Origin of the sequence: Actinomadura meridiana (assembly GCF_039537545.1) — a bacterium.
GTDB classification, from domain to species: domain Bacteria; phylum Actinomycetota; class Actinomycetes; order Streptosporangiales; family Streptosporangiaceae; genus Spirillospora; species Spirillospora meridiana.
The window spans coordinates 37,758-57,570 of sequence record NZ_BAABAS010000026.1 but is presented as its reverse complement, the minus strand read 5'-3'; the positions used below and the strand labels follow the sequence as shown (position 1 = coordinate 57,570).

The window sequence follows — 19,813 nt, the reverse complement described above, 5'->3', positions numbered from 1 at the left end:
TCCTTACAGGGACGCCGGAAGGCGCGCCCTTACTTGGCCCGCGTCCGCGTCCGTTCCCGCGCGGCCCGGTAGTGCCCGACCGTGGCCTTGGCGACGGCGGGCCAGGCGAAACGCTCCTGGACGCGGGCGAACCCGGCCGCGCCGAGCCGCTCGCGCTCGGCGGCGGAGTCGTGCAGGCGCAGCAACGTCGCGGCCAGCTCCTCGGGGTCGCCGGGGCGGACGAGGGCGCCCGCGTCGCCGACGACCTCGGGCAGCGCCCCGGCGCGGCTCGCGACCAGCGGAGTCCCGGACGCCATGTGCTCCACGGCGGGCAGCGAGAACCCCTCGTAGCGGGACGGGACGACGGCGATCTCCGCCGACGCCAGCAGCTCGCCCAGCTCGTCGTCGCCGATGCCGCCGACGAACCGGACCCGCTCGCCGAGCGCCAGCTCGCGCACCAGCCGCTCGGTCGGCCCGTCCTTCTGCGGACGGCTCACGACGATCACGTGCACGTCCCGCTCGGTGGCGAGCTTGGCGACCGCGCGCAGCAGCACGTCCACGCCCTTGATCGGCGCGTCCGCGCTGGCCATCGCGACGATCCGGCCGGGGACGCGCTCGCCGCGCGGGTGGAAGATCTGGGTGTCGACGCCGAGCGGCAGGATCTCGATGTGGCGCGGGTCGACCTTGAAGTCCTTGACGATGTCGACCTTGGACGACTCCGACACGGTCAGCACCGTCCCGATCCGCCGCGACACCTGCGACTGCATCGCGACGAACCCGTACCAGCGGCGCTTGCCGAGCCGCTCCTTGAGGCCGCGCGCCACCTCAAGCTCGATCCGGCGGTCGACGCTGATCGGATGGTGGATGCTGGTGACCAGCGGCAGCCCGAGCCGTCCGATGCCGAGGTTGCCGAGGCCGAGGACCTGGTTGTCGTGGACGATGTCGAAGTCGCGGCGCCGCCGCCGCAGCTCGCGCAGCGCCCGCAGGCTGAACGTCAGCGGCTCGGGGAAGCCGCCCGTGCGCATGTGCGCGAACTCCAGGACGTCCACCCAGTCGCGGAACTCGTGCAGGGACGGGGTGCGGAACGGGTTCTCGTCCGCGTACAGGTCCAGGCTGGGGATCTTGGTGAGGACGATCTCGTCGCGGTCCAGCTCGGGGTAGGGCTGCCCGGACAGCACCTCCACCGTGTGCCCGAGGTCGATCAGCTCCCGGGTGAGATGCCGCAGGTAGACGCCCTGACCGCCGCAGTGCGGCTTGCTCCGGTAGGAGAGCATCGCCACCCGCAGCGGGTCGTCCCGGCGCGGTGGTGTGCTCGATCCGCCTGACTCACCCACGCCAGCCCCCGCCCACACACGTCTCCCGTCCGTCGCTGAACTAGACCTTAGCTTCCATACGTTACCGCTCGGTTCGACACCCCGGCTGACTCCGGGTCAGCGCGACACCGCGTCAACTAGCCTGGGACATCCGACCGCCGCCCCCGCGCCGGAGACCCTCATGGCCGCAGAGTTCGACGAGCCGCTGTTCGATGACGAGCCGGTGTTCGATGACGACTTCGTCAAGGGCGCCACGTTCACCGAGCCGTCCGCGCGAGAACGGGCGCGGCCGCCCAGCAGGCGCCAACGGCGGCGCGCCCGCCGGGCCGCGCGCCGTTCCCAGGGGCGGGCCCAGGGGCGGGTCACCGGCTCCCGGCTTCCGTGGCGCCGCCGGAACCGCGTGCCGAGCCATCGCACGGCGGTACTCCAGGTGGTCGCGGGCGTGCTGGTGCTGTTCGCGATCTCGTTCGCGCTCTGGTGGTGGAACTCGGGGTCCAGGGACGAGGAGCCGGTGCGGCCGATCGTCCCGACGATCACGAACTCGCCCGTCCCCGCCCCGACGACCGCCGCGCCGACCGACATCCCCGAGGTCTGATCGTCAACCTTGGGTTGACGGGGACTGATCGTCAACCTATGGTTGACGCATGACGGAATCCACTCCGGAGCCCACTCCCGCGGTCGCCCAGGTCCGCCTCGACGACCTGATCAACGCGATCAAGAAGGTCCACACCGACGCCCTCGACCAGCTCAGCGGCGCCGTCATCGCGGCCGAACACCTCGGCGACGTCGCCGACCACCTGATCGGCCACTTCGTCGACCAGGCCCGGCGGTCCGGCGCGTCGTGGACGGACATCGGGCAGAGCATGGGCGTCACCAAGCAGGCCGCGCAGAAACGGTTCGTGCCCAAGGGGCGGGCGTCCGAGGGCGACCTCGCCCAGGACTTCTCCCGCTTCACCACGCGGGCCCGCAACGTCGTCGTGGCGTCGATGAACGAGGCGCGGGCGGCGGGCAACGACCAGATCCGTCCCGTGCACCTCGTCCTCGGCCTGCTGGCCGAGCCGGAGTCGCTCGCCTCGGCGGCGATCCTGGCGCAGGGCGTGTCGCTCGACTCCGTCCGGCAGGCCGCGACCGCCGCGCTGCCGCCGGAGGTGGCGGACGCGCCCGAACTCGTCCCCTACGACGCGGACTCGAAGAAGGCCCTGGAACTGACCTTCCGCGAGGCGCTCCGCCTGGGCCACAACTACATCGGCACCGAGCACATGCTCCTCGCCCTCCTGGAGTTCGAGGACGGCACCGGAGTCCTCTCCGACCTCGGCATCGACAAGGCGGCCACCGAGGCGCGGATCGTCGAGGCGCTGGACGCGCTGGCCGCCAAGAGGGGCTGAGCCCCGGCTACCCGATCCGGAGGGCCAGGAAGAAGTCGACCTGGTCCTCCGGGCACGACAGGTCGCGGCCGGTCAGATCCTGGACGCGCTGGATCCGGTACCGCACCGAGTTGACGTGCAGGTGCAGCTGCTCGGCGCAGCGCGTCCACGACCCGGAGTACCGCAGGTACGTCTCCAGGGTCCGGACGAGGTCGGCCCCGTGCTCCCGGTCGTAGGTGCCCGAACACGAGCCCTCCGGCGGCGAGGCCCGCCGCGCCCGCGTCGGCGAGGGCCCGCACGAAGGTCTCGGCGTCGCCGGGCCCCGACCGCCAGCCGAGCCCGGTGAGGACGAGCTCCCCGCCGCGCAGGTGGCGGCCGGGGTCGGGAAGGTCGGTGGTGGCGACCCGGCGGATCGGCCGGTCCAGCCCGTCCTCGCCGGTGACGACGTCCAGCCGCGATCCGGGCAGGGCGAGCAGGGCGCGCAGCTTCATATGGAGAAACCTGCAAACCCCGAGCGAACGAGACGCGGCACGGTCGCTGCGGGGTCCCGGCACGAGCATGCCCCCGGCCGTGGCCGGGGGCATGGGAGTCTCGCGTCAGGAGGCGTCGGTGGGGTCTTCCAGAAGGTCGTCGAACTCGCCGTCCTTGACACCGGCGATGAAGGCGTCCCACTCGGCCTCGGTGAAGTAGAGGATCGGGCCCGCCGGGTTCTTCGCGTCGCGCATCACGACGGCCCGGTCACCGAAGTCCTTGTGCTGGACGGGGACGTCCTTCCCATCGACGAACTCGATGATGACCCCGTCGCTGAGGATCGGCTCCTGATCGGTCACTGCACACCTTCTCATCCTGGATCGTCTGGTGCCTTGCGGAGGACCCAGATTAGTGCGGAAGGCGGGGGCGGCACAGGGAAAGCTCCCCGGCCGTCCAATGGGGAGGAGGACGGCCGGGGAAGACCTCACGGCCTGCTGAACCCGAAGTGGTACTCGCCGGTCCCCGTGTAGGCGTGGACGCGGTAGCGGTACGTGCCCGGGCCGCCGGTGTAGTTGATCGTCTCGTCCGGGGTGGGGCTGATCGACTGCGCGACGGTCTGCCAGGTGCCGCCGTTCAGCTTCTGGAGGTAGACGTCGAAGTCGACGCCGTCGGGGCCGTCCAGGCACGCGGTGTGCGCGCCGGTGGCCGTGGTGGTGTAGCCGTCGGCCGGCTGGTAGCCGCTGGCGCCGGACGCGAGCGTGCCGGTCAGCTTGGTCTCCTCGTCACCGCACGCGCCGGGATCGGGGTTCCCGCCGTCCTCGGTGACCAGCTGGCGACCGTCCCGGGCGAGGATCTGGAGCACCTCGGCGACCGGCTGGAAGTAGGTCGTGTCACTGCTGTCCTGGCCGTTGCTGCAACTGCCGGACGTGCCGGACGTGATGCCCTGCGCCTGCCCCTCCCGGGTGAACAACGCGCCGCCCGAGTCGCCGGGGTCGGCGCAGATGTTGGCCTGGATGAGGCCGTGGACCGCGCCCTCCTGGTAGTTCACGGTCACGTCGCGCTGCTGGATCGGCCCGCACCAGATCTGGGTGTCGGTGGTGCCGCCCGAGCGGCAGACGGTGGCGCCGACCGGGGCCTCGACCGCGCCGTTGATCGTCTGGTAGGTGCCGTCGTGCTTGTTGACCTTCGGCGTGGGCGTCCACTGGTTGGTGACGTCCACCCAGGCGTAGTCGTCGCCGGGGAAGGACGAGCCGCCGAACGTGCCCTGCGAGGTCTGCTGGTCGGCGCTCGTGGTCTGCTCGCCGACCTCGCCGCAGTGCCCGGCGGTGATGAACCCGCCGGTGACGGAGAACGCGACGGAGCAGCCGTACTTGGTCGTCCAGTAGCGTTCGCCGCCGACGATGTCGTAGACGAGCCGCGGCCTGGCCGTCGAGCGGGCGTAGCGGACCTTCGCGGCGTCGACGCCGCTCGCCTTCACGAACCGCCGCGCCGCCGCGGTCGAGGACGCTTGCACGACCACGCGGTTCGTCGCCGCGTCGACGTACCACGACGTCACCGTCTTCGGCGCCGACCTCGCGTGTCGGTCCAACTCGGCCTGCGCCGAGCCGAGGGTGCGCGCGTCGTAGGTCACCAGCTTCGGCGTGGCCCCGGCCGCCCTGATCTTGGCGGCGGACGCGGCGTCGGTGGTCGCGACGACGACCGTCGACCCGTGCTCGACCCAGGCGCCGCCGAACTTCGAACCGAGGGTCATTTTCAGTTGCTTCTGAACACCGGCGGCGCGCTCCACCGGCTTCGGGACGGGGGCGGCGGCGGGCGCCGCCCGGTGCGATGCCGTTGTGTACGACCCCGCGCTCGCCGGGGTCACCGGCGCGACGACGAGGCCGGACGCGGCCACGATGCCCAGCACAAGCTGTTTGCGTGCCATTCGGGCTCTCCTGGGGGTGGGGAGATGAGGGGGAGGTGGTCACCCCGATCCCCGGAATGTAGGACCGCCCGGCCCGGCGGACAATCAGTCGGCATCCATTGGTTTTTCAGTGTGGATTCGGTCCCCGTCGAACGGTTCGGAACCCGACGTCAGGCACGCGTTGAACACGGGAAGCGGCGAACAGGCGTCGTTGAACAGACCTCGTCGAACAGATGCCGTCGAACGGCCCTCGTCGAACGGGCCCATCGGACGGGCCGACCGAACGGGCCCGTCGGACGGGCCCGTTGGACGAGGGGCCCGTCAGTGGTCGGGGTTGAGGCCCTCTTCCAGGATGGCGAAGGCCTGGTCGACCGTCTCGGAGACCGAGACGAACGTCTCGGGGTGGTGCCGCATGGCGTCGGCGGCGGCGTTGAACCCGGCCATCGCGGCGGAGGCGATGACGTGCGGGCGCAGGTCGGTGGCGGGATCGACGCCCAGCCGCTGGGCGATGATCCTGGTCATCAGGTTCTGCTTCTTCTGCGTGCGCTCCAGGCTCTTCGCCATGAGCGCCGGGCTGTCGCTCAGCATCGACAGCACGCACTCGAACCGGTCGGGGTCGAAGCCGAGCTCGCCGTTCTCACAGGCGCGCGCGATCCCCACCACGGTGGCGCGCAGCGCCGTCATGATCGGCTCGTCGGCGGGCCGCGAGAGCAGCGCGGCGACGACCGCCTGGGTCTGCTCCTCCTGGAACGTCAGCGCGACGTCCTCCTTGGAGGCGAAGTAGCGGAAGAAGGTGCGGGACGAGACGTCCACGGCGTCGGCGATCTCTTCGACGGTCGTGGCGTCGAACCCCTTCTCGGCGAAAAGGGTGAACGCGGCTGAGACCAGCGCGTCTCTGGTGCGCTGCTTCTTGCGTTCGCGCCTGCCCGGGGACTGGGGTTCGGGACCGGATGCACCGGTCTCGTGGGCGGTCGCGGTCATGTGCGAAGTGTAGCCACCCGGCGATCCTCAGCCAAGCGGCAGCCGGTGCCTCTTGTCGTGATATGAATCATGTCTTGCTGTGACTGTCGGCGGTTGACGACAAGTGTCAGCTCATGACAATTTGAGAGCCTGCTATTTCGGAGGTCCCACCATGAGCCAGTTCCAAGGCGCCGAGACGATCGGACCCGGCGCCGTCGACGCACCGCCGCGCGGTCATGCGCGCGGTCGCCCGTCCAGACGCGGGCACGGCCATCCCTGGCTCACGCTGGTCGCCGTCGCGCTCGGCGTGATGATGGTCGGTCTGGACGCGACCGTCGTCGCCATCGCCAACCCCGCCATCGCCAAGGACCTCGGCGCGAGCCTGTCCGGCCTGCAATGGGTCACCAACGCCTACCTTCTGGCGCTCGCCGTCTCGCTGATCCCGGCCGGGAAGATCGCCGACCGGTTCGGACGCAAGCGGACGTTCCTCGCGGGCGTGATCGGGTTCGCCGCCGCGTCGGTGCTGATCGGCCTGTCCGGCGGCCTCGGCATGGTCATCTTCTGGCGCGTCGTGCAGGGTTTCGCGGGGGCGCTCCTGCAACCGGCCAGCCTCGCCATCCTGCGCAACACGTTCCCGGCCGACAAGCTGAACGCCGCCATCGGCATCTGGGGCTCCACGGTCGGCATCTCCATCGCGGGCGGCCCGATCGTCGCCGGCCTGCTGGTCGAGAACGTCAACTGGGAGTCGGTGTTCTTCCTGAACGCCCCGCTCGGCGTCGTCGCGCTCCTCGTCGGTTTCTGGGTGATCCGCGAGTCGCGGGACGAGCAGGCCGTGGGCTCGTTCGACCTGCCGGGCGTGGCGCTGCTCACCGGTGCGCTGTTCGCCCTCGTCTGGGGCCTGATCAAGGCGGGCGAGGACGGCTTCGGTGAGGCCGTGCCGCTCGTGTCGTTCGCCGTGTCGGTCGTGCTGTTCGCCGCGTTCGTGTGGAACGAGCTGCGCGTCGAACGTCCGCTGCTGCCGCTCGGGCTGTTCCGGTCGGTGTCGCTGTCGGCGGCGACCGCGCTGATCGTCCTCGGCTTCTTCGGGATGTTCGGGACGATCTTCTTCATCACCCTCTACCTCCAGCAGGTGCACGGCATGAGCCCGGTGGACGCGGGCGTCCGGATGCTGCCGATGACGGGCGTGTTCATCGTCGCGTCCCCGCTGGCGGGCGCGCTGACGAGCCGGTTCGGGCCCCGGGTGCCGCTGGTGCTCGGCATGGTGTTCACCTCGGTCGCCATGTTCGGGCTGTCGCGCATCGGGGTGGACGCCCCCTACGGCCAGCTGTGGCCGTGGTTCGTGCTGATCGGGCTCGCGTTCGGGATGGTCATCGTCGCCGGGACCGAGGCGATCGTCGGCAACGCGCCCGCGCACCTCGCGGGCGTCGCGGGCGGGCTCCAGCAGACCGCCGCGCAGCTCGGCGGCGTGCTCGGCACGTCCGTGCTGGGCGTGCTGCTGTCCACCAAGGTCGGTGACGTGCTGTTCGGACGGCTGACGGACGCGGGCGTCCCCGGCGCCGCCGCCGAGCAGCTCGCGGGCCAGGGCGGCATCGTGTCGCAGGGCGTCGCGCCCGTCCCGCCCGGCACGCCCGCGCCGACCGCCGAGGCGATCACGACCGGGAGCCACCTGGCGTTCATGGACGGTTTCCAGAACGCGCTCACCGCCGCCGGTGCGGTCGCGGCCGTCGCCGCGCTCGCGGCGCTGGCGATCCGGCGCGGCGACACGCCGGTGGATGGAGCCGCCGCCGTGTGAGGGGGGTTCAGCCCTGGCTCGGTCCCGGCTCCGGCGATGGTGCGGGGTTGGTCTCCGGGCTGGGGCTGGACGTGCCCGGGTCCTCCGTGGGCGGCGGGTCCTCCGGCGGCGTGGTCGGCTCGGTGGATCCGCCGCCGTCGTCCGGAGGGGTCGTCGGGTCCGTGGTCCCGCCGCCGCCGTCCGGGGGAGTGGTCGGGTCGGTGGTCCCGCCGCCGCCCGGCGGGGTGGTCGGCTTCCCCGGCGTGTGGGGCGGGGTGTCGGTCGGCTCCCGGCCCCCGGAGGGCTTGCCGGACGGCGATGTCGTGGGCGACGCCGACTGCGGGGAGCCCGGCTCCGCGCCGTCCCGCCACGGCGGCACACCGGGGATCTTGGTCAGCGGGTCGTCGTCCGAGGAGGCCTGCGGACCGTTCGGCACGCGCTCGGATCCGGTGAGGCCGGGCAGCGGATGCCGGGGCCCGTCTCCGGTCCGCACCGCCGCCGGGTCGGCCTTGCCGCTGCTGGACGTGGGGACGAGCGACGCGGATCCGCCGCCCCCCTTGGCCGACGGCCAGGAGGCGAGCAGTCCGATGACGGCGGCGGCGGAGGCGGCGACGCCCGCCGCCGCGCCCAGTCCCTTGGACACGCCGCCGGACAGCCCGCGCCGCGATCGGGCGTCGTTGGCCCGGCGGCCCTTCTCGGCGCCGATGACGATGAGCGGGCTGGGGGCGACGACGCTCGGCAGCGGGCGGGTGGTCTCCGCCTCGCAGACGGCGAGGACCCGTTCGCGCAGCCCGGCGGGCGCGCGGGACGGGGCCCGGCGGGCGAGCAGCTGCGGCAGCCTGCCCTTCTCGAACGCGGTGATGAGGGGGAACTGGTCGAGCCCGGGTTCGGACGCGCCCCGCATGAGGAGTTCGAGGACGGCGCGTTCCAGCCGCGTCCGCGCGGCGTTGAGGAGCTGCGCGACCGTGTCCGGCGCGATGCCGAGGACGAGCGCGATGTCGTGGGGTTCGAGCCATTCGCCCGCCCACAGCAGCAGCACTTCGCGGTGGTCCGCGCGCAGGTTCGCGGCGGCGCGCAGCAGCGGATCAGGGCCGTTTCGGGGGGTGTGGGGGGTCGTCCCCTCACAAGAGACCGCGCCCGCGAACAGCGGTGCCCTGCGGCCGTCCACGGCGTTGGTCGGACCGACGCTTCCGGCCGGTCCGCCCGCGAACGCGCCGTGCTCCGAGCACGCCGTCCTGGCCAGCGAGTACAGCCAGAGCACCCGGTCGCCGCGCGGCGGATGGTGCACGGCGGCGGTGAACGTGTCGCCGACGGCGGCCGCCGCGCGCTGGTCGCCGACGAGCGACCAGCAGTACACGTACAGGCGGTCGGCGTGCGCGTCGTAGAGCGAGCCCATGTCGCCGCCCATGTGGGGGCCTCCAGTCCTGTGCACACCTCTGGTCGACGGGACTCTAGCGCTTCCTGACAAAGCGTGAGAAGTCCGGGATTGGGCGATACGTCGAATAGTACGGAAGGTAACGGTGACGCCTGCGGACGGTGACGTTCACGGAGATTTAAGGAAGTTCGCGAAAATTGTCGGATTCCTGATCCGGTTCACCTGGGAAGACTTCGAACCCGTTGTCGAATTCTCGGGGAGTGAGCATGACCCGGTTGACCGTGGACGGCGTCTACCAGCACATACGCGGCGTCTGCTTCAAGACGGGACCGCCCGGAACGGTCGGCGCCGAGACCGAGTGGCTCGTCGTCGACGCGGACGATCCCACCGCTTACGTCCCCGGTGACCGGGTGCGGGCCCTCGTCGCGGCGGTCGGTCCGCCGTCCGGCGGCAGCCGGGTGACCTACGAGCCGGGCGGGCAGGTCGAGCTCAGCTCCGCGCCGTTCGGCACGCTCGGCGCGCTGCACGCCGCCCTGGACGGCGACATCGCGCACGTCCGGACGGCGCTCGCGACGGACGGCCTCGCGCTCGCCGGGCAGGGCGTCGACCCCGTCCGGCGGCCGAGGTTCCAGGCCGACCATCCGCGTTACGCCTGCATGCGGGACTACTTCTGCTCGGGCGGTTTCCCCGACGCGGGCCTGGCGATGATGTGCTCGACGGCGTCCGTCCAGGTCAACCTGGACATCGGCGCCGACGACCCGGACGCCTCCCGGCGCTGGCGGCTCACGCACGCCCTCGGGCCCGTGCTGGTCGCCGCGTTCGCGAACTCGCCGCTGCGCGCGGGCCGTCCCACCGGGCTGCGCTCGTCCCGGCAGGGCATCTGGACCGAGCTGGACCCCTGCCGGACCCTGCCCGTCCTGCGGGACGGCGCCGACGACGACCCGGCCGAGGCGTGGACGCGGTACGCGCTGGACGCCCGGGTCATGCTCGTCCACACCGCCGACGGCTCGTGGGTGTCCGACCCCGGCATGTCCTTCCTGGAATGGCTCGACAAGGGCGAGCCCTGCGAGGAGGACCTGACCTACCACCTGAGCACGTTGTTCCCGCCCGTCCGGCCGCGCGGCTGGCTGGAGCTGCGGATGATCGACGCGCTGCCGGGGCGGTACTGGCCCGTGCCCGTCGCCGTCGCGACCGCGCTGCTGGACGACCCGGTCGCGTCCCGGGCGGCGGAGGCGGCGGCGGAACCGGTGGCGCACCGGTGGGCGGAGGCCGCCCGGTGCGGGCTGTCCGACCCGCCCCTGGCCGCCGCGGCCCGCGCCTGCTTCGCCGCCGTGCTGGACGCGCTGCCCCGGCTCGGCGCGTCCGACCTCGTCCCGCTGGTCGACGAGTACGCCCGCCGGTACGTCGAACGCGGCCGCTGCCCGGCCGACGACCCCGCACCTGACCTGAGAGAGGATCCGACATGGCCCCGATGAGCAGGGGACCGATGAGCAGTGGCCCGGCGAGCAGTGGCCCGGTGAGCAGGGCCCCGGTGAGCTCTCCCGGAGCGCTCGCCGAGGACGACCTGAAGGAGTTGATCGCCGACGAGCTGGGGGCGGCGCGGAACCGCAGTTTCGGCCTGACCACTGACGTCCTCGCCAGGGACGACCTCACCGGCCAGGTGTCGCCACTGATGTCACCCCTCGTGTGGGACCTGGCGCACATCGGCAACTACGAGGAGCTGTGGTTGCTGCGCGGCGCGGCGGGCGTGGAGCCGATGCGCCCGGAGATCGACGACCTGTACGACGCCTTCGAGCATCCGCGCGCCGAACGCCCCTCGCTGCCGCTTCTGCCACCGGAGGAGGCGCGCTCCTACATCGGCACGGTTCGCGCCAAGGTGCTCGACTCGCTGTCCTCGGTGCGGTTCGACACGGCGAATCCGCTGACGTCCGGTGGGTTCGTGTACGGGATGGTCGTCCAGCACGAGCACATGCATGATGAGACCATGCTGGCGACCCACCAGCTGCGCAAGGGGGCTCCCGCGCTGCTCGATCCGGTGGCCGCCACCCTCCAGAACGGTGCCGGGCGCTCCGGAACGGACGAGGTACTGATCGAGGCCGGTCCATTCCAGATGGGGACGTCCGACAATCCGTGGGCGTACGACAATGAGCGTCCGGCGCACATGGTGGACGTCCCCGCGTACTACATCGACACAGAACCGGTGACCAACTCCGCCTATCTCGCCTTCATGGAGGCGGGCGGATACGACGACCCGCGCTGGTGGGCCCCCGCCGGATGGGAATGGCGCACGAGCAGCGGCAAACGTACCCCCGCGTTCTGGTCACGGGACGGCGGCCAGTGGTTGCGGCGCCGGTTCGGACGGATGGAACCCGTCCCGCCGAACGAACCCGTCCAACATGTGTGCTGGTACGAGGCCGACGCCTACGCGCGGTGGGCGGGCAAGCGGCTGCCGACCGAGGCCGAGTGGGAGAAGGCGGCCCGCTGGGACCCGGCCACCCAACGCTCACGGACCTACCCCTGGGGCGAGGTGTACGAGGAGGGCCGCGCGAACCTGGGGCAGCGGTCGTTCCGCCCGTCCGAGACGGGTTCGTACCCGTCCGGCGCGTCCGCGTACGGGGTCCGGCGCATGCTCGGCGACGTGTGGGAGTGGACGTCGACCGACTTCTACGGCTACCCAGGTTTCCGTTCCTACCCCTATAAGGAGTACTCAGAAGTCTTCTTCGGCGCCGAGTACAAGGTGCTGCGCGGCGGTTCCTGGGCGACGCACCCGCTCGCCATACGCGGATCCTTCCGCAACTGGGACTACCCCATCCGCAGGCAGATCTTCTCCGGGTTCCGTTGTGCGCGGACCCCAGGGGAGGGGGTCTGAGTGTGCCGTCACCTTGGCTACCTGGGGCCTGAACGGACGCTGCACTCACTCGTCTACGACGGCGACCACTCCCTGGAGACGCAGGCGTACGCGCCGCGCATGACGCAAGGGAACCTGCTCAACGCCGACGGTTTCGGTGTCGGCTGGTACCAGGACGGTTCCGCCGTCCGGTTCCGCCGGTCCCAGCCCATCTGGACCGACCAGTCGTTCCGGGAGGTCGCCGGGGCCGTCCGCGCGTCGTGCGCGGTCGCGGCGATCCGGTCCGCCACGGTCGGGTTCCCCGTGGACGAGTCGTGCGCGCAGCCGTTCCGCGCCGGGACGTGGCTGTTCAGCCACAACGGCAAGGTCGACGACTACGGCGGCGTCGAGGCCAAGCTCCGCGACCTCGCCGGTGACGTGAGCGGCGTGCCCGACGCCCGCGCCCCGGTCGACTCGGCGCCGCTGTTCGCGCTCGCCGTCCGGTACTGGCGGGAGGGCCTGCCGCTCGGCGACGGCCTGGTCGCGGTCGTCGCCGCCGTGACCGCCATCGCCGCGGGTCGCTACAACCTGCTCGCCTCCGACGGGACGACCCTGGCCGCCACGACCTGGGGCGACTCGCTGTTCGTCCACGAGGGCGACGGTGAGATCCGGGTCGCGTCCGAGCCGCTCGACGAGGGCCCCGGCTGGACGCGGGTCCCCGACCGTTCGCTCGTCACCGCCGGGCTCGCGTCCGGCGTCCGCATCGACCCCCTCTGAAGGAGAACCACGTGGACCGGTTCCTGACCGCCGACGACCTCGCCAAGACGCTCCGCCAGGACGTCCGGGAGGGGCTGCTCGGCACGCCGAAGACCCTCCCGCCCAAGTGGTTCTACGACGAGCGCGGCAGCGCGCTGTTCGAGGAGATCACCCGGCTGGACGAGTACTACCCGACGCGCCGCGAACGGGAGATCCTCACCGCGCGGGCCCCCGACATCGCCACCGCGACCGGCGCGCGGACGCTGCTGGAGTTGGGCGCCGGGTCGGGCGAGAAGACCCGTCTCCTCCTGGACGCCCTCGCGGGCACGCTCCGCTCCTACGTGCCGGTCGACGTGAGCGGCGACTTCCTGGAGGACGCCGCCAAGGGCATCGCGGCCGACCATCCGGGGCTCACCGTCCGGACCGTCGTCGCCGACTACGAGCAGCACCTGCACCTGCTGCCCGGCGGCGACCGGCGCCTGATCGCCTTCCTCGGCGGGACGATCGGCAACCAGCCGCCCGCCGCCCGGATCGCGTTCCTCGGCGGGCTGCGCGCCACCATGTCCGACGGCGACTTCCTGCTGCTCGGCGCCGACCTCGTCAAGGACCCGGGACGGCTCGTGCGCGCCTACGACGACGCGGCCGGGGTCACCGCCGAGTTCAACCGCAACGTCCTGCGCGTCATCAACCGGGAGCTGGACGCCGACTTCGACCCGTCCGCGTTCGAGCACGTCGCCGTCTGGGACGAGGCGGAGGAGTGGATCGAGATGCGGCTGCGGTCGACCCGCGACCAGGACGTCCACGTCCGCGGCCTCGACCTGGAGGTGTCGTTCGCGGCGGGGGAGGAGACGCGCACCGAGATCTCCGCCAAGTTCCGCCGCGAACGCCTCGAAGCCGAACTCGCCGCCGCCGGGATGGAACTCGCCGCGTTCTGGACGGACCCGGCGGGCGACTTCTCCCTCACCCTCGCCCGCCCCGCGGCGGCGCCGCGTGCCTGACCAGGCCGAGCGCTAGCTAAGCCTTGCGGACGGGCTCGTCGAGGCCCAGCCGCTTCAGGTCCGACACCAGGCGGGTCGCCAGGTACCGGTGGCCCGCCGGTGTCGGATGGGTGCGGTCCCGCTTGATGAACCGGACCGCGTTGCCCGTGTGCGTCGCCTGGTCACCGGTGATCCAGCGTTCGCCGATCGGGTCGATGAACGGGAGGCCGAGCTGCCCCGCGAGGCCCTTCAGCACGTTCCGGACGGCGATCGCGTCCGATGCCGGTGCGCCCGTCCCCCACAGGGGCCCCATCAGCACGAGGTGGGTGCCGGGCCAGCGCTGCCGCGCGCGTTCGAGCAGCCCCCGCGCGGCGGCCGCGACCTGCGGCGCGGGATAGCGCCAGTCGTTGTGGCCGCCGGACACGATCAGCATGTCGGGCGCGGGCCGCCAGCCGAGCTGGCTCTCGAACAGCCCGAGGTAGGCGGCGCCCCCGGCGTCGCGGACGAACCCGGTGCCCGCCCGTCCGCCCACGATGACCTGCCAGCCGAGCAGCCGCGCGGCGCCGGACGCGAACGTGGCCTCCGGCTGGACGCCCCGGTCGCCGACCGTGTAGCTGTCGCCGAGGAACATCACCACGGACGGGTGCTTGGCCGGTTCGGGCTCGACGCCCTTGCCGGGGCCGTCCGCCGCCGCAGACCGGTGCACCGTGTCGGGAAACACCGAACACCCCGTCGCGGACAGGGACGCCACCAGGCCCAGGCACAGCGCGAGAGTCGCCGCGCCGCGTCGGGCGCGGCGAGAAGTCATCCAGGATCACCCGTCCAGGAGCATGAAATCTCAGGGGATGCACGGCATCTTACTGATTCGCCGCCCGCGCCGGGGCTTGTCCGCGACGGCGTGGCGAATTCACTTAGCGGAATAGCGGCCTGCCCTTTGTCCGCCGTTCATCCTCCGGCTCAGGACGGGTCACCTGGCGCCGAGAGTGTTCCGCGGTGACTCCACGGGAACGGCTGCGCGAACTGGACCTCCTGCGCTTCGTGGCCGCGCTGGCCGTGGTCCTGTTCCACCTCACCGGCTTCTGGGGCAAGGGGGCGTGGCCGGACCCTTCGCGCGAGATGTTCCCCGACCTCGGTCAGGTCACCCGGTACGGCTACCTGGGCGTCGACCTGTTCTTCGTCATCAGCGGCTTCGTGATCCTGATGAGCGCGTGGGGACGCGGGCCGGGGGAGTTCGGGGTTTCGCGGCTGGTCCGGCTGATGCCCGCGTACTGGGTGAGCGTGCTGATGGGCGCGGGCATCTACGCGGTGTTCCACATGGGCAACGGCATCCCCGGCCTCGTCATACCGAACCTGACGATGTTGCAGGGCGGTCTCGACATCCGGAACGTGGACGCCGTCTACTGGACGCTCTGGGTCGAGCTGCACTTCTACGTCCTCGCCGCCATCCTCGCGGGGATCGGCATCACCTACCGTTCCTGTCTCGTCTTCATGGCGGCCTGGATGTTCGCGGGTCTCTACGCGGACGAGGCCGACCACAAACTGCTCCAGGTGATGCTGCTGCCGACGTGGAACGCGTACTTCATCGCGGGCATGGCGTTCTTCCTGATCTACCGGTTCGGGTCGACACTGCTGCTGTGGGGTTACGTGGCGGTGGCGTACCTGCTGGCGCTCCGCTGGGGCGTGTGGCGCGGGGAGAACGCCTTTCACGACGTGAACCAGATCGGGGTGTGCGCTGTCATCACCGGCATCTTCGCCGTGATGGCACTCGTCGCGACCGGCAAGCTGAGGCGTCTGCGATGGCGCGGGCTGACCGTTCTGGGGGCGCTGACGTATCCGCTGTACCTCGTCCACTCGCAGCTGGCGCTTCCCTTGCTGGACGCGGTGTACCCGGGTCTGAACAAGTGGGCGGCGCTGGCCGTGGTCGTCGGCACGTCCCTGCTGACGGCCTACGCCGTGCACCGGTTCGTCGAGCGTCCGGGCGCCGCCTGGTTGCGGACGCGCCTGCGCGCGTCGCTGGAGCCGGTGCGGAGAGCCGACAGGTTGACTACGTCGGTCGGCCATGAGGATCGCGGTGGACGCGGCAGTACTGGCGTCAACGGCACTGAGCCTCACGACCGCACCCCGGTTGACGCGACGCGAAACTGACCACCCCACGCCTGGCAGCACACGCGGCGCAAGGGAAACCGAAGGTCGCGGGCCTGCCGCGTAGTGCGGGGGTGTGACATCCCGGCGGGGGAGTGCGCTGAACAGATATGGGGCGTCCGGCCGGATGTGAGCGGGCTTCGGCCGGACGCGCCGCCTCCGGTGGGCTCGTCTCCCCCGGTCGGGCCCGCCGGAGGCGCAACCATCCCGGCGTCCGGGGGATTGTCGGTGGCGGCATCTAGGGTTTGAAGGATGTCGGAGAAGCGCAAGCGCGCGACCATCCGGGAAGTGGCGCAGGCGACGGGACTGTCGCCCGCCGCCGTGTCGTACGCGCTACGCGGCCTACAGACGTCCGAGGAGACGCAGGAGCGGGTCCGCGCGGCGGCGGAGGAACTCGGCTACGAGGCGCATCCCATCGCGCGGGCGCTGGCCAGCGGACGCACCGACCAGGTCGGCCTGCTGTGCGGCTCCCTTGAGGACTACTGGCAGCAGTCCCTCGCGGTCGGCATCGGCCGCGCGCTGCTCGCCCGGGGCCGCTACGCCCTGATCGTCGACGCGGGCGGCGACCCCGAACGGGAGCTCGCGCTCGCCCGGCGGCTGCGCGACCAGCGGGTCGACGGCCTGATCGTCCAGCCGCTCGACCCCTCCGCCGCGCTGTGGGCCGAGTTGTCCGGCACGGTCCCCGTGGTGTCCATCGGCGACGCCCTGCGCGGCGGCCGGGCGCAGGGCGAGGTCGTGTTCGACAACCGGCGCGGCGTCACGCTGGCGCTGGAGCATCTGCGCGATCTCGGCCACGAGCGGCTCACCGTGTTCACCTCCACGCGGCCCAGCACCCCCGACCGTCCCGCCGACGTGCACGTGAACGCCGAGGCCGAACGGCTCGGCCTGCGCGTCGACGTCGTCGCCGTCCCGCAGCAGTCGCTCACCGCCGCCACCGAGGTCGCTTTGCGGGTGCTCGGCGGCCCGAACCGTCCGTCCGCCGTGTTCTGCTTCGCCGACTCCATGGCCTACGGCGTGTACGCCGCCACCCGCGAGCTGGGCCTCGCCGTCCCCGGCGACGTCGCCGTCTGCGGCTACGACGACCATCCGATGTCGGCGCTGCTCACCCCGCCGCTCACCACCGTCGACTGGGACATCGACGGCATCGTCGACTCCGCCGTCCGGCTCGTCGTCGACGTCATCGACGGCGCCCCCCACAAGCACCGTGCTCGCCACAAACAGCGCGTCGTTCGCGAACCGTCCCTGCGCGTCCGGGCCTCGACCGGCGAGCCCCCCGGCTGAGGCGAACGGAGTCGTGGTGACCATCACACTCTCACCACCCGCGCCTACCACCAGCGCGCGGGCGGGCACCGACCCTTCGATAACGATTCGGCCCCTCTCCACGGCCCTGAGGTATTTTCCCGGGAATTCAGGTCGTTATGCTCAACATCCATCGTTGTGGACACATGGGAGATCGCACGGACCGTGCCATTGGCTACGGTTGACCGGAAAGTCGAAGTCGATCATCGGCGTCGAGGGCGCCCGCACGAGGACACAGAATCTTGATCACCTTTGAGGGCGTGACCAAGCGTTACCCCGGCGGCACCGTGGCGCTCGACGACGTCAGCCTCGACTGCCCCACGGGCCGGATCACCGTGTTCGTCGGCACGTCCGGCGGCGGCAAGACCACGGCGCTGCGCGCCATCAACCGGATGGTCGACCCGACGTCCGGCCGGGTCCTGATCGACGGGAGGGATGTCCGCGAGCATAAGCCCGCCGAGCTGCGGCGCGGCATGGGCTATGTCATCCAGCACGCCGGGCTGTTCCCGCACCGCACCATCGAGGACAACATCGCCACCGTCCCGTACCTGCTGCGCTGGAGCAAGAAGAAGGCCCGCGCCCGCGCGCTGGAACTGATGGAACGGGTCGGGCTCGACGCGTCGATGGCCAAGCGGTATCCGTTCCAGCTGTCCGGCGGCCAGCAGCAGCGCGTCGGCGTCGCCCGCGCCCTCGCCGCCGACCCGCCGATCATGCTGATGGACGAGCCGTTCAGCGCCGTCGACCCCGTCGTCCGCGCCGAGCTCCAGGACGAGTTCCTCCGCCTCCAGGACGAACTGCACAAGACGATCGTGTTCGTCACCCACGACATCGACGAGGCGATCAAGCTCGGCGACCGGATCGCGGTGTTCCAGACCGGCGGGAAACTCGTCCAGGTCGACAGCCCCGAACACCTCCTCGCGCATCCCGCCGACGACTTCGTCGCGGGCTTCATCGGCCAGAACCGCGGCATCCGCACGCTGTCGTTCGCGGCGACCGACGAGCTGCGGCTGAGCGACGACGCCGTCCGGCCCGCCACCGCCGACGCCGCCGACCTCGACGGGCTCGACTGGGTCCTGGTCGTCGACGACGACCGCCGCCCCGTCGGCTGGACGCGCCCCGGCCAGGTCGACGGCCCGCTGTCGGAGGCGCCGCTCACCCCGGTCGGCCCCACGTTCCGCGTCGGCGCCGACTCCGTGCGCGTCGCGCTCGACGCCGCCGTGCTGTCGCCGTCCGGCCTCGCGGTCGGCGTCGACGACGTCGGCGCGGTCGTCGGCACCGCCGCCGGAAGCGACCTGCTCGCCGTGCCCACCCACGCCGACGGCGAGGGCGGCGGCTGATGGGCGTCGACTGGTCGTGGATCGCCGACCACCGCGACACCCTCACCGACCACGCGCTGATCCACCTGCGGCTCGCGCTGCTGCCGGTGCTGTTCGGGCTGCTCATCTCGCTGCCGCTCGGCGTGCTGTGCCGCCGCTGGCGCTGGCTCTACCCGCCGACGCTGACGATCGCGAACGCGGTGTACGCGATCCCGTCGCTCGCGCTGATCATGATCTTCATCCAGTACACGGGGCTGAATCCGTCCACGGTCATGATCCCGCTGACCCTGTACAGCCTGTCGGTGCTCATCCCGAACGTGGTGGACGGTCTGGCCTCGGTGTCCGAACACGTCCGGCAGGCGGCCACGGCCATGGGCTTCGGAACGTTCCGCCGCCTCGTCCAGGTCGAGCTGCCGATCGCCGTGCCCATCGTCATCGCCGGGACGCGCGTCGCCGCCGTCTCGTCCATCAGCCTCGTCGCCGTCGGCCAGCTGATCGGGCAGGGCGGCCTCGGCTACGACCTGATCCGCGGCTACCAGCTCCGGTTCCAGACCCAGATCGTCGCCGCCGTCGTGCTGATCGTCGTGCTGGCCCTGGTCACCGACGCGATCCTCGTCACCGTCCAGCGCCTGCTCACGCCGTGGGCACGGGCACGGGGGGCCTCATGAACGACCTGTGGAACCAGATCCACCTGTGCTGGACGTGGCTGACCGCGTCCAGCCAGTGGCACGGCGACGACGGCATCCCGCACCGCCTGCTCCAACACCTCTGGTACAGCGGGGTGTCGTTCCTCTGCGCCGCCCTGATCGGCCTGGCCCTCGGGCTCCTCGTCGGCCACACCGGACGCGGCGGCTTCCTCGCCATCAGCCTCGCCAACGTCGCCCGCGCCATCCCCACCTTCGGGCTGATCCTGATCATCGTCATCATCGACTTCAGCATCACCCCGGTGCTGGTCGCGCTCGTGGCGCTCGCCGTCCCGCCGGTCCTGGTCAACACCTTCGAGGGCGTCCGCGGCGTCGACCCCGAGGCCAAGGACGCGGCGCGCGGCGTCGGCATGACCGGCTGGGGCGTGCTGTGGCGGGCCGAGCTGCCGATGGCGCTGCCGCTGATCCTGCTCGGGCTCCGCACGGCCGCGATCCAGGTCGTCGCCACCGCCACCGTCGCCGCCTACCCGGGCTTCGGCGGCTTCGGCCGCTACATCATCGACGGCCTGGCCACCAACGACTACCAGCTCGTCATCGGGGGCACCGTCCTCGTGGTGCTGCTCGCGCTGATCGTCCAGCTGATCTTCGCGGGCCTGCGTCGCCTCGTCGTCTCACCGGGCCTGCTCGGCTCCGCACGCTCCACCTGACCGGAGGAA

Annotated in this window: 19 protein-coding genes and 1 pseudogene; 12 read left to right on the top strand and 8 right to left on the bottom strand. The window is 71.7% G+C overall.

The annotated features are described in order from the left end of the window. Positions 1–29: 29 nt before the first annotated feature. Positions 30–1,253, bottom strand: coding sequence for a glycosyltransferase family 4 protein (locus tag ABD808_RS32185; RefSeq protein ID WP_425549008.1), 1,224 nt, complete (start codon positions 1,251–1,253; stop codon positions 30–32). Positions 1,254–1,473: 220 nt separating this feature from the next. Here ABD808_RS32185 and ABD808_RS32180 point away from each other — a divergent pair, with 220 nt between their 5' ends. Together ABD808_RS32180 and ABD808_RS32175 are read left to right on the top strand one after the other, a co-directional pair. Continuing rightward, positions 1,474–1,887 carry an SCO2583/SCO2584 N-terminal domain-containing protein gene (locus tag ABD808_RS32180; RefSeq protein ID WP_344904972.1) on the top strand — a complete coding sequence of 138 codons (414 nt, stop codon included), beginning with the start codon at positions 1,474–1,476 and terminating at the stop codon, positions 1,885–1,887. 49 nt (positions 1,888–1,936) lie between these two features. Next, positions 1,937–2,677 carry a Clp protease N-terminal domain-containing protein gene (locus tag ABD808_RS32175; protein ID WP_344904969.1) on the top strand — a complete coding sequence of 247 codons (741 nt, stop codon included), beginning with the start codon at positions 1,937–1,939 and terminating at the stop codon, positions 2,675–2,677. Between the two features lie 7 nt (positions 2,678–2,684). Here ABD808_RS32175 and ABD808_RS32170 read toward each other — a convergent pair whose 3' ends face one another. The 5 genes and pseudogenes from ABD808_RS32170 to ABD808_RS32155 all read right to left on the bottom strand — a co-directional run bounded on the left by ABD808_RS32170 (position 2,685) and on the right by ABD808_RS32155 (position 6,011). After that, a complete protein-coding gene (locus tag ABD808_RS32170; RefSeq protein ID WP_425549007.1) occupies positions 2,685–2,855 on the bottom strand; it encodes a helix-turn-helix domain-containing protein in 171 nt (56 codons plus the stop codon). A 70-nt stretch (positions 2,856–2,925) separates the two neighbouring features. Next, positions 2,926–3,147 (bottom strand): annotated as a pseudogene (locus ABD808_RS38705) (PucR family transcriptional regulator ligand-binding domain-containing protein); the annotation flags it as partial. A gap of 105 nt (positions 3,148–3,252) precedes the next feature. Continuing rightward, complete coding sequence (locus ABD808_RS32165) at positions 3,253–3,486, bottom strand: DUF397 domain-containing protein (protein WP_344904967.1); 234 nt, start codon at positions 3,484–3,486, stop codon at positions 3,253–3,255. Positions 3,487–3,611: 125 nt separating this feature from the next. Then, the gene (locus ABD808_RS32160; RefSeq protein WP_344904964.1) at positions 3,612–5,051 is read right to left on the bottom strand and encodes an alpha-lytic protease prodomain-containing protein; all 1,440 of its coding nucleotides are present in this window, start codon (positions 5,049–5,051) and stop codon (positions 3,612–3,614) included. 300 nt (positions 5,052–5,351) lie between these two features. Continuing rightward, positions 5,352–6,011: a TetR family transcriptional regulator gene (locus ABD808_RS32155; protein WP_344904961.1), complete on the bottom strand. Its 660-nt coding sequence runs from the start codon at positions 6,009–6,011 to the stop codon at positions 5,352–5,354. A gap of 151 nt (positions 6,012–6,162) precedes the next feature. Between ABD808_RS32155 and ABD808_RS32150 the strand changes: the two genes are divergently transcribed. Further along, positions 6,163–7,782, top strand: coding sequence for an MFS transporter (locus ABD808_RS32150; RefSeq protein ID WP_344904958.1), 1,620 nt, complete (start codon positions 6,163–6,165; stop codon positions 7,780–7,782). Positions 7,783–7,789: 7 nt separating this feature from the next. Here ABD808_RS32150 and ABD808_RS32145 read toward each other — a convergent pair whose 3' ends face one another. Beyond that, complete coding sequence (locus tag ABD808_RS32145) at positions 7,790–9,169, bottom strand: RNA polymerase sigma factor (RefSeq protein WP_344904955.1); 1,380 nt, start codon at positions 9,167–9,169, stop codon at positions 7,790–7,792. Between the two features lie 233 nt (positions 9,170–9,402). Here ABD808_RS32145 and egtA point away from each other — a divergent pair, with 233 nt between their 5' ends. Genes egtA through egtD form a run of 4 tightly spaced genes read left to right on the top strand, consistent with a single transcriptional unit; the run spans position 9,403 to position 13,717 of the window. Then, positions 9,403–10,611 carry an ergothioneine biosynthesis glutamate--cysteine ligase EgtA gene (gene egtA, locus ABD808_RS32140; protein ID WP_344904952.1) on the top strand — a complete coding sequence of 403 codons (1,209 nt, stop codon included), beginning with the start codon at positions 9,403–9,405 and terminating at the stop codon, positions 10,609–10,611. A 56-nt stretch (positions 10,612–10,667) separates the two neighbouring features. Next, the gene (gene egtB / locus ABD808_RS32135) at positions 10,668–12,005 is read left to right on the top strand and encodes an ergothioneine biosynthesis protein EgtB (RefSeq protein ID WP_425549001.1); all 1,338 of its coding nucleotides are present in this window, start codon (positions 10,668–10,670) and stop codon (positions 12,003–12,005) included. Continuing rightward, positions 12,006–12,740 (top strand): ergothioneine biosynthesis protein EgtC, encoded by a 735-nt coding sequence (egtC, locus tag ABD808_RS32130; RefSeq protein ID WP_344904944.1) that lies wholly within the window; start codon positions 12,006–12,008, stop codon positions 12,738–12,740. A gap of 11 nt (positions 12,741–12,751) precedes the next feature. Then, positions 12,752–13,717, top strand: coding sequence for an L-histidine N(alpha)-methyltransferase (egtD, locus tag ABD808_RS32125; protein ID WP_344904941.1), 966 nt, complete (start codon positions 12,752–12,754; stop codon positions 13,715–13,717). Positions 13,718–13,733: 16 nt separating this feature from the next. Here the strand turns inward: egtD and ABD808_RS32120 are convergent, their stop codons facing one another. Continuing rightward, positions 13,734–14,504, bottom strand: a complete 771-nt coding sequence (locus ABD808_RS32120; RefSeq protein WP_344904938.1) for an SGNH/GDSL hydrolase family protein — start codon at positions 14,502–14,504, stop codon at positions 13,734–13,736. 185 nt (positions 14,505–14,689) lie between these two features. Here ABD808_RS32120 and ABD808_RS32115 point away from each other — a divergent pair, with 185 nt between their 5' ends. The 5 genes from ABD808_RS32115 to ABD808_RS32095 all read left to right on the top strand — a co-directional run bounded on the left by ABD808_RS32115 (position 14,690) and on the right by ABD808_RS32095 (position 19,804). After that, positions 14,690–15,841 (top strand): acyltransferase family protein, encoded by a 1,152-nt coding sequence (locus ABD808_RS32115; RefSeq protein WP_344904935.1) that lies wholly within the window; start codon positions 14,690–14,692, stop codon positions 15,839–15,841. Positions 15,842–16,090: 249 nt separating this feature from the next. Continuing rightward, a complete protein-coding gene (locus tag ABD808_RS32110; RefSeq protein WP_344904932.1) occupies positions 16,091–17,119 on the top strand; it encodes a LacI family DNA-binding transcriptional regulator in 1,029 nt (342 codons plus the stop codon). Between the two features lie 260 nt (positions 17,120–17,379). After that, on the top strand, positions 17,380–18,474 hold the full coding sequence (locus ABD808_RS32105) for an ABC transporter ATP-binding protein (protein ID WP_344904928.1): 1,095 nt from the start codon (positions 17,380–17,382) through the stop codon (positions 18,472–18,474). Next, positions 18,474–19,121, top strand: coding sequence for an ABC transporter permease (locus tag ABD808_RS32100; RefSeq protein WP_344904925.1), 648 nt, complete (start codon positions 18,474–18,476; stop codon positions 19,119–19,121). Before ABD808_RS32105 ends, ABD808_RS32100 begins: the two co-directional genes overlap by 1 nt. Then, positions 19,118–19,804 (top strand): ABC transporter permease, encoded by a 687-nt coding sequence (locus ABD808_RS32095; RefSeq protein WP_344904921.1) that lies wholly within the window; start codon positions 19,118–19,120, stop codon positions 19,802–19,804. The genes ABD808_RS32100 and ABD808_RS32095 overlap by 4 nt, the downstream gene beginning before the upstream one ends. Positions 19,805–19,813 lie beyond the last annotated feature (9 nt).

Excerpts from the sequence above, each read along its gene's own strand:
- ABD808_RS32155 (WP_344904961.1), bottom strand. The coding sequence starts at position 6,011 with ATGACCGCGACCGCCCACGAGACCGGTGCATCCGGTCCCGAACCCCAG.
- ABD808_RS32180 (WP_344904972.1), top strand. The coding sequence starts at position 1,474 with ATGGCCGCAGAGTTCGACGAGCCGCTGTTCGATGACGAGCCGGTGTTC.
- ABD808_RS32160 (WP_344904964.1), bottom strand. The coding sequence starts at position 5,051 with ATGGCACGCAAACAGCTTGTGCTGGGCATCGTGGCCGCGTCCGGCCTC.
- ABD808_RS32185 (WP_425549008.1), bottom strand. The coding sequence starts at position 1,253 with ATGCTCTCCTACCGGAGCAAGCCGCACTGCGGCGGTCAGGGCGTCTAC.
- egtA (WP_344904952.1), top strand. The coding sequence starts at position 9,403 with ATGACCCGGTTGACCGTGGACGGCGTCTACCAGCACATACGCGGCGTC.
- ABD808_RS32095 (WP_344904921.1), top strand. The coding sequence starts at position 19,118 with ATGAACGACCTGTGGAACCAGATCCACCTGTGCTGGACGTGGCTGACC.
- ABD808_RS32145 (WP_344904955.1), bottom strand. The coding sequence starts at position 9,169 with ATGGGCGGCGACATGGGCTCGCTCTACGACGCGCACGCCGACCGCCTG.
- ABD808_RS32110 (WP_344904932.1), top strand. The coding sequence starts at position 16,091 with ATGTCGGAGAAGCGCAAGCGCGCGACCATCCGGGAAGTGGCGCAGGCG.
- ABD808_RS32120 (WP_344904938.1), bottom strand. The coding sequence starts at position 14,504 with ATGACTTCTCGCCGCGCCCGACGCGGCGCGGCGACTCTCGCGCTGTGC.
- ABD808_RS32150 (WP_344904958.1), top strand. The coding sequence starts at position 6,163 with ATGAGCCAGTTCCAAGGCGCCGAGACGATCGGACCCGGCGCCGTCGAC.
- ABD808_RS32175 (WP_344904969.1), top strand. The coding sequence starts at position 1,937 with ATGACGGAATCCACTCCGGAGCCCACTCCCGCGGTCGCCCAGGTCCGC.
- ABD808_RS32100 (WP_344904925.1), top strand. The coding sequence starts at position 18,474 with ATGGGCGTCGACTGGTCGTGGATCGCCGACCACCGCGACACCCTCACC.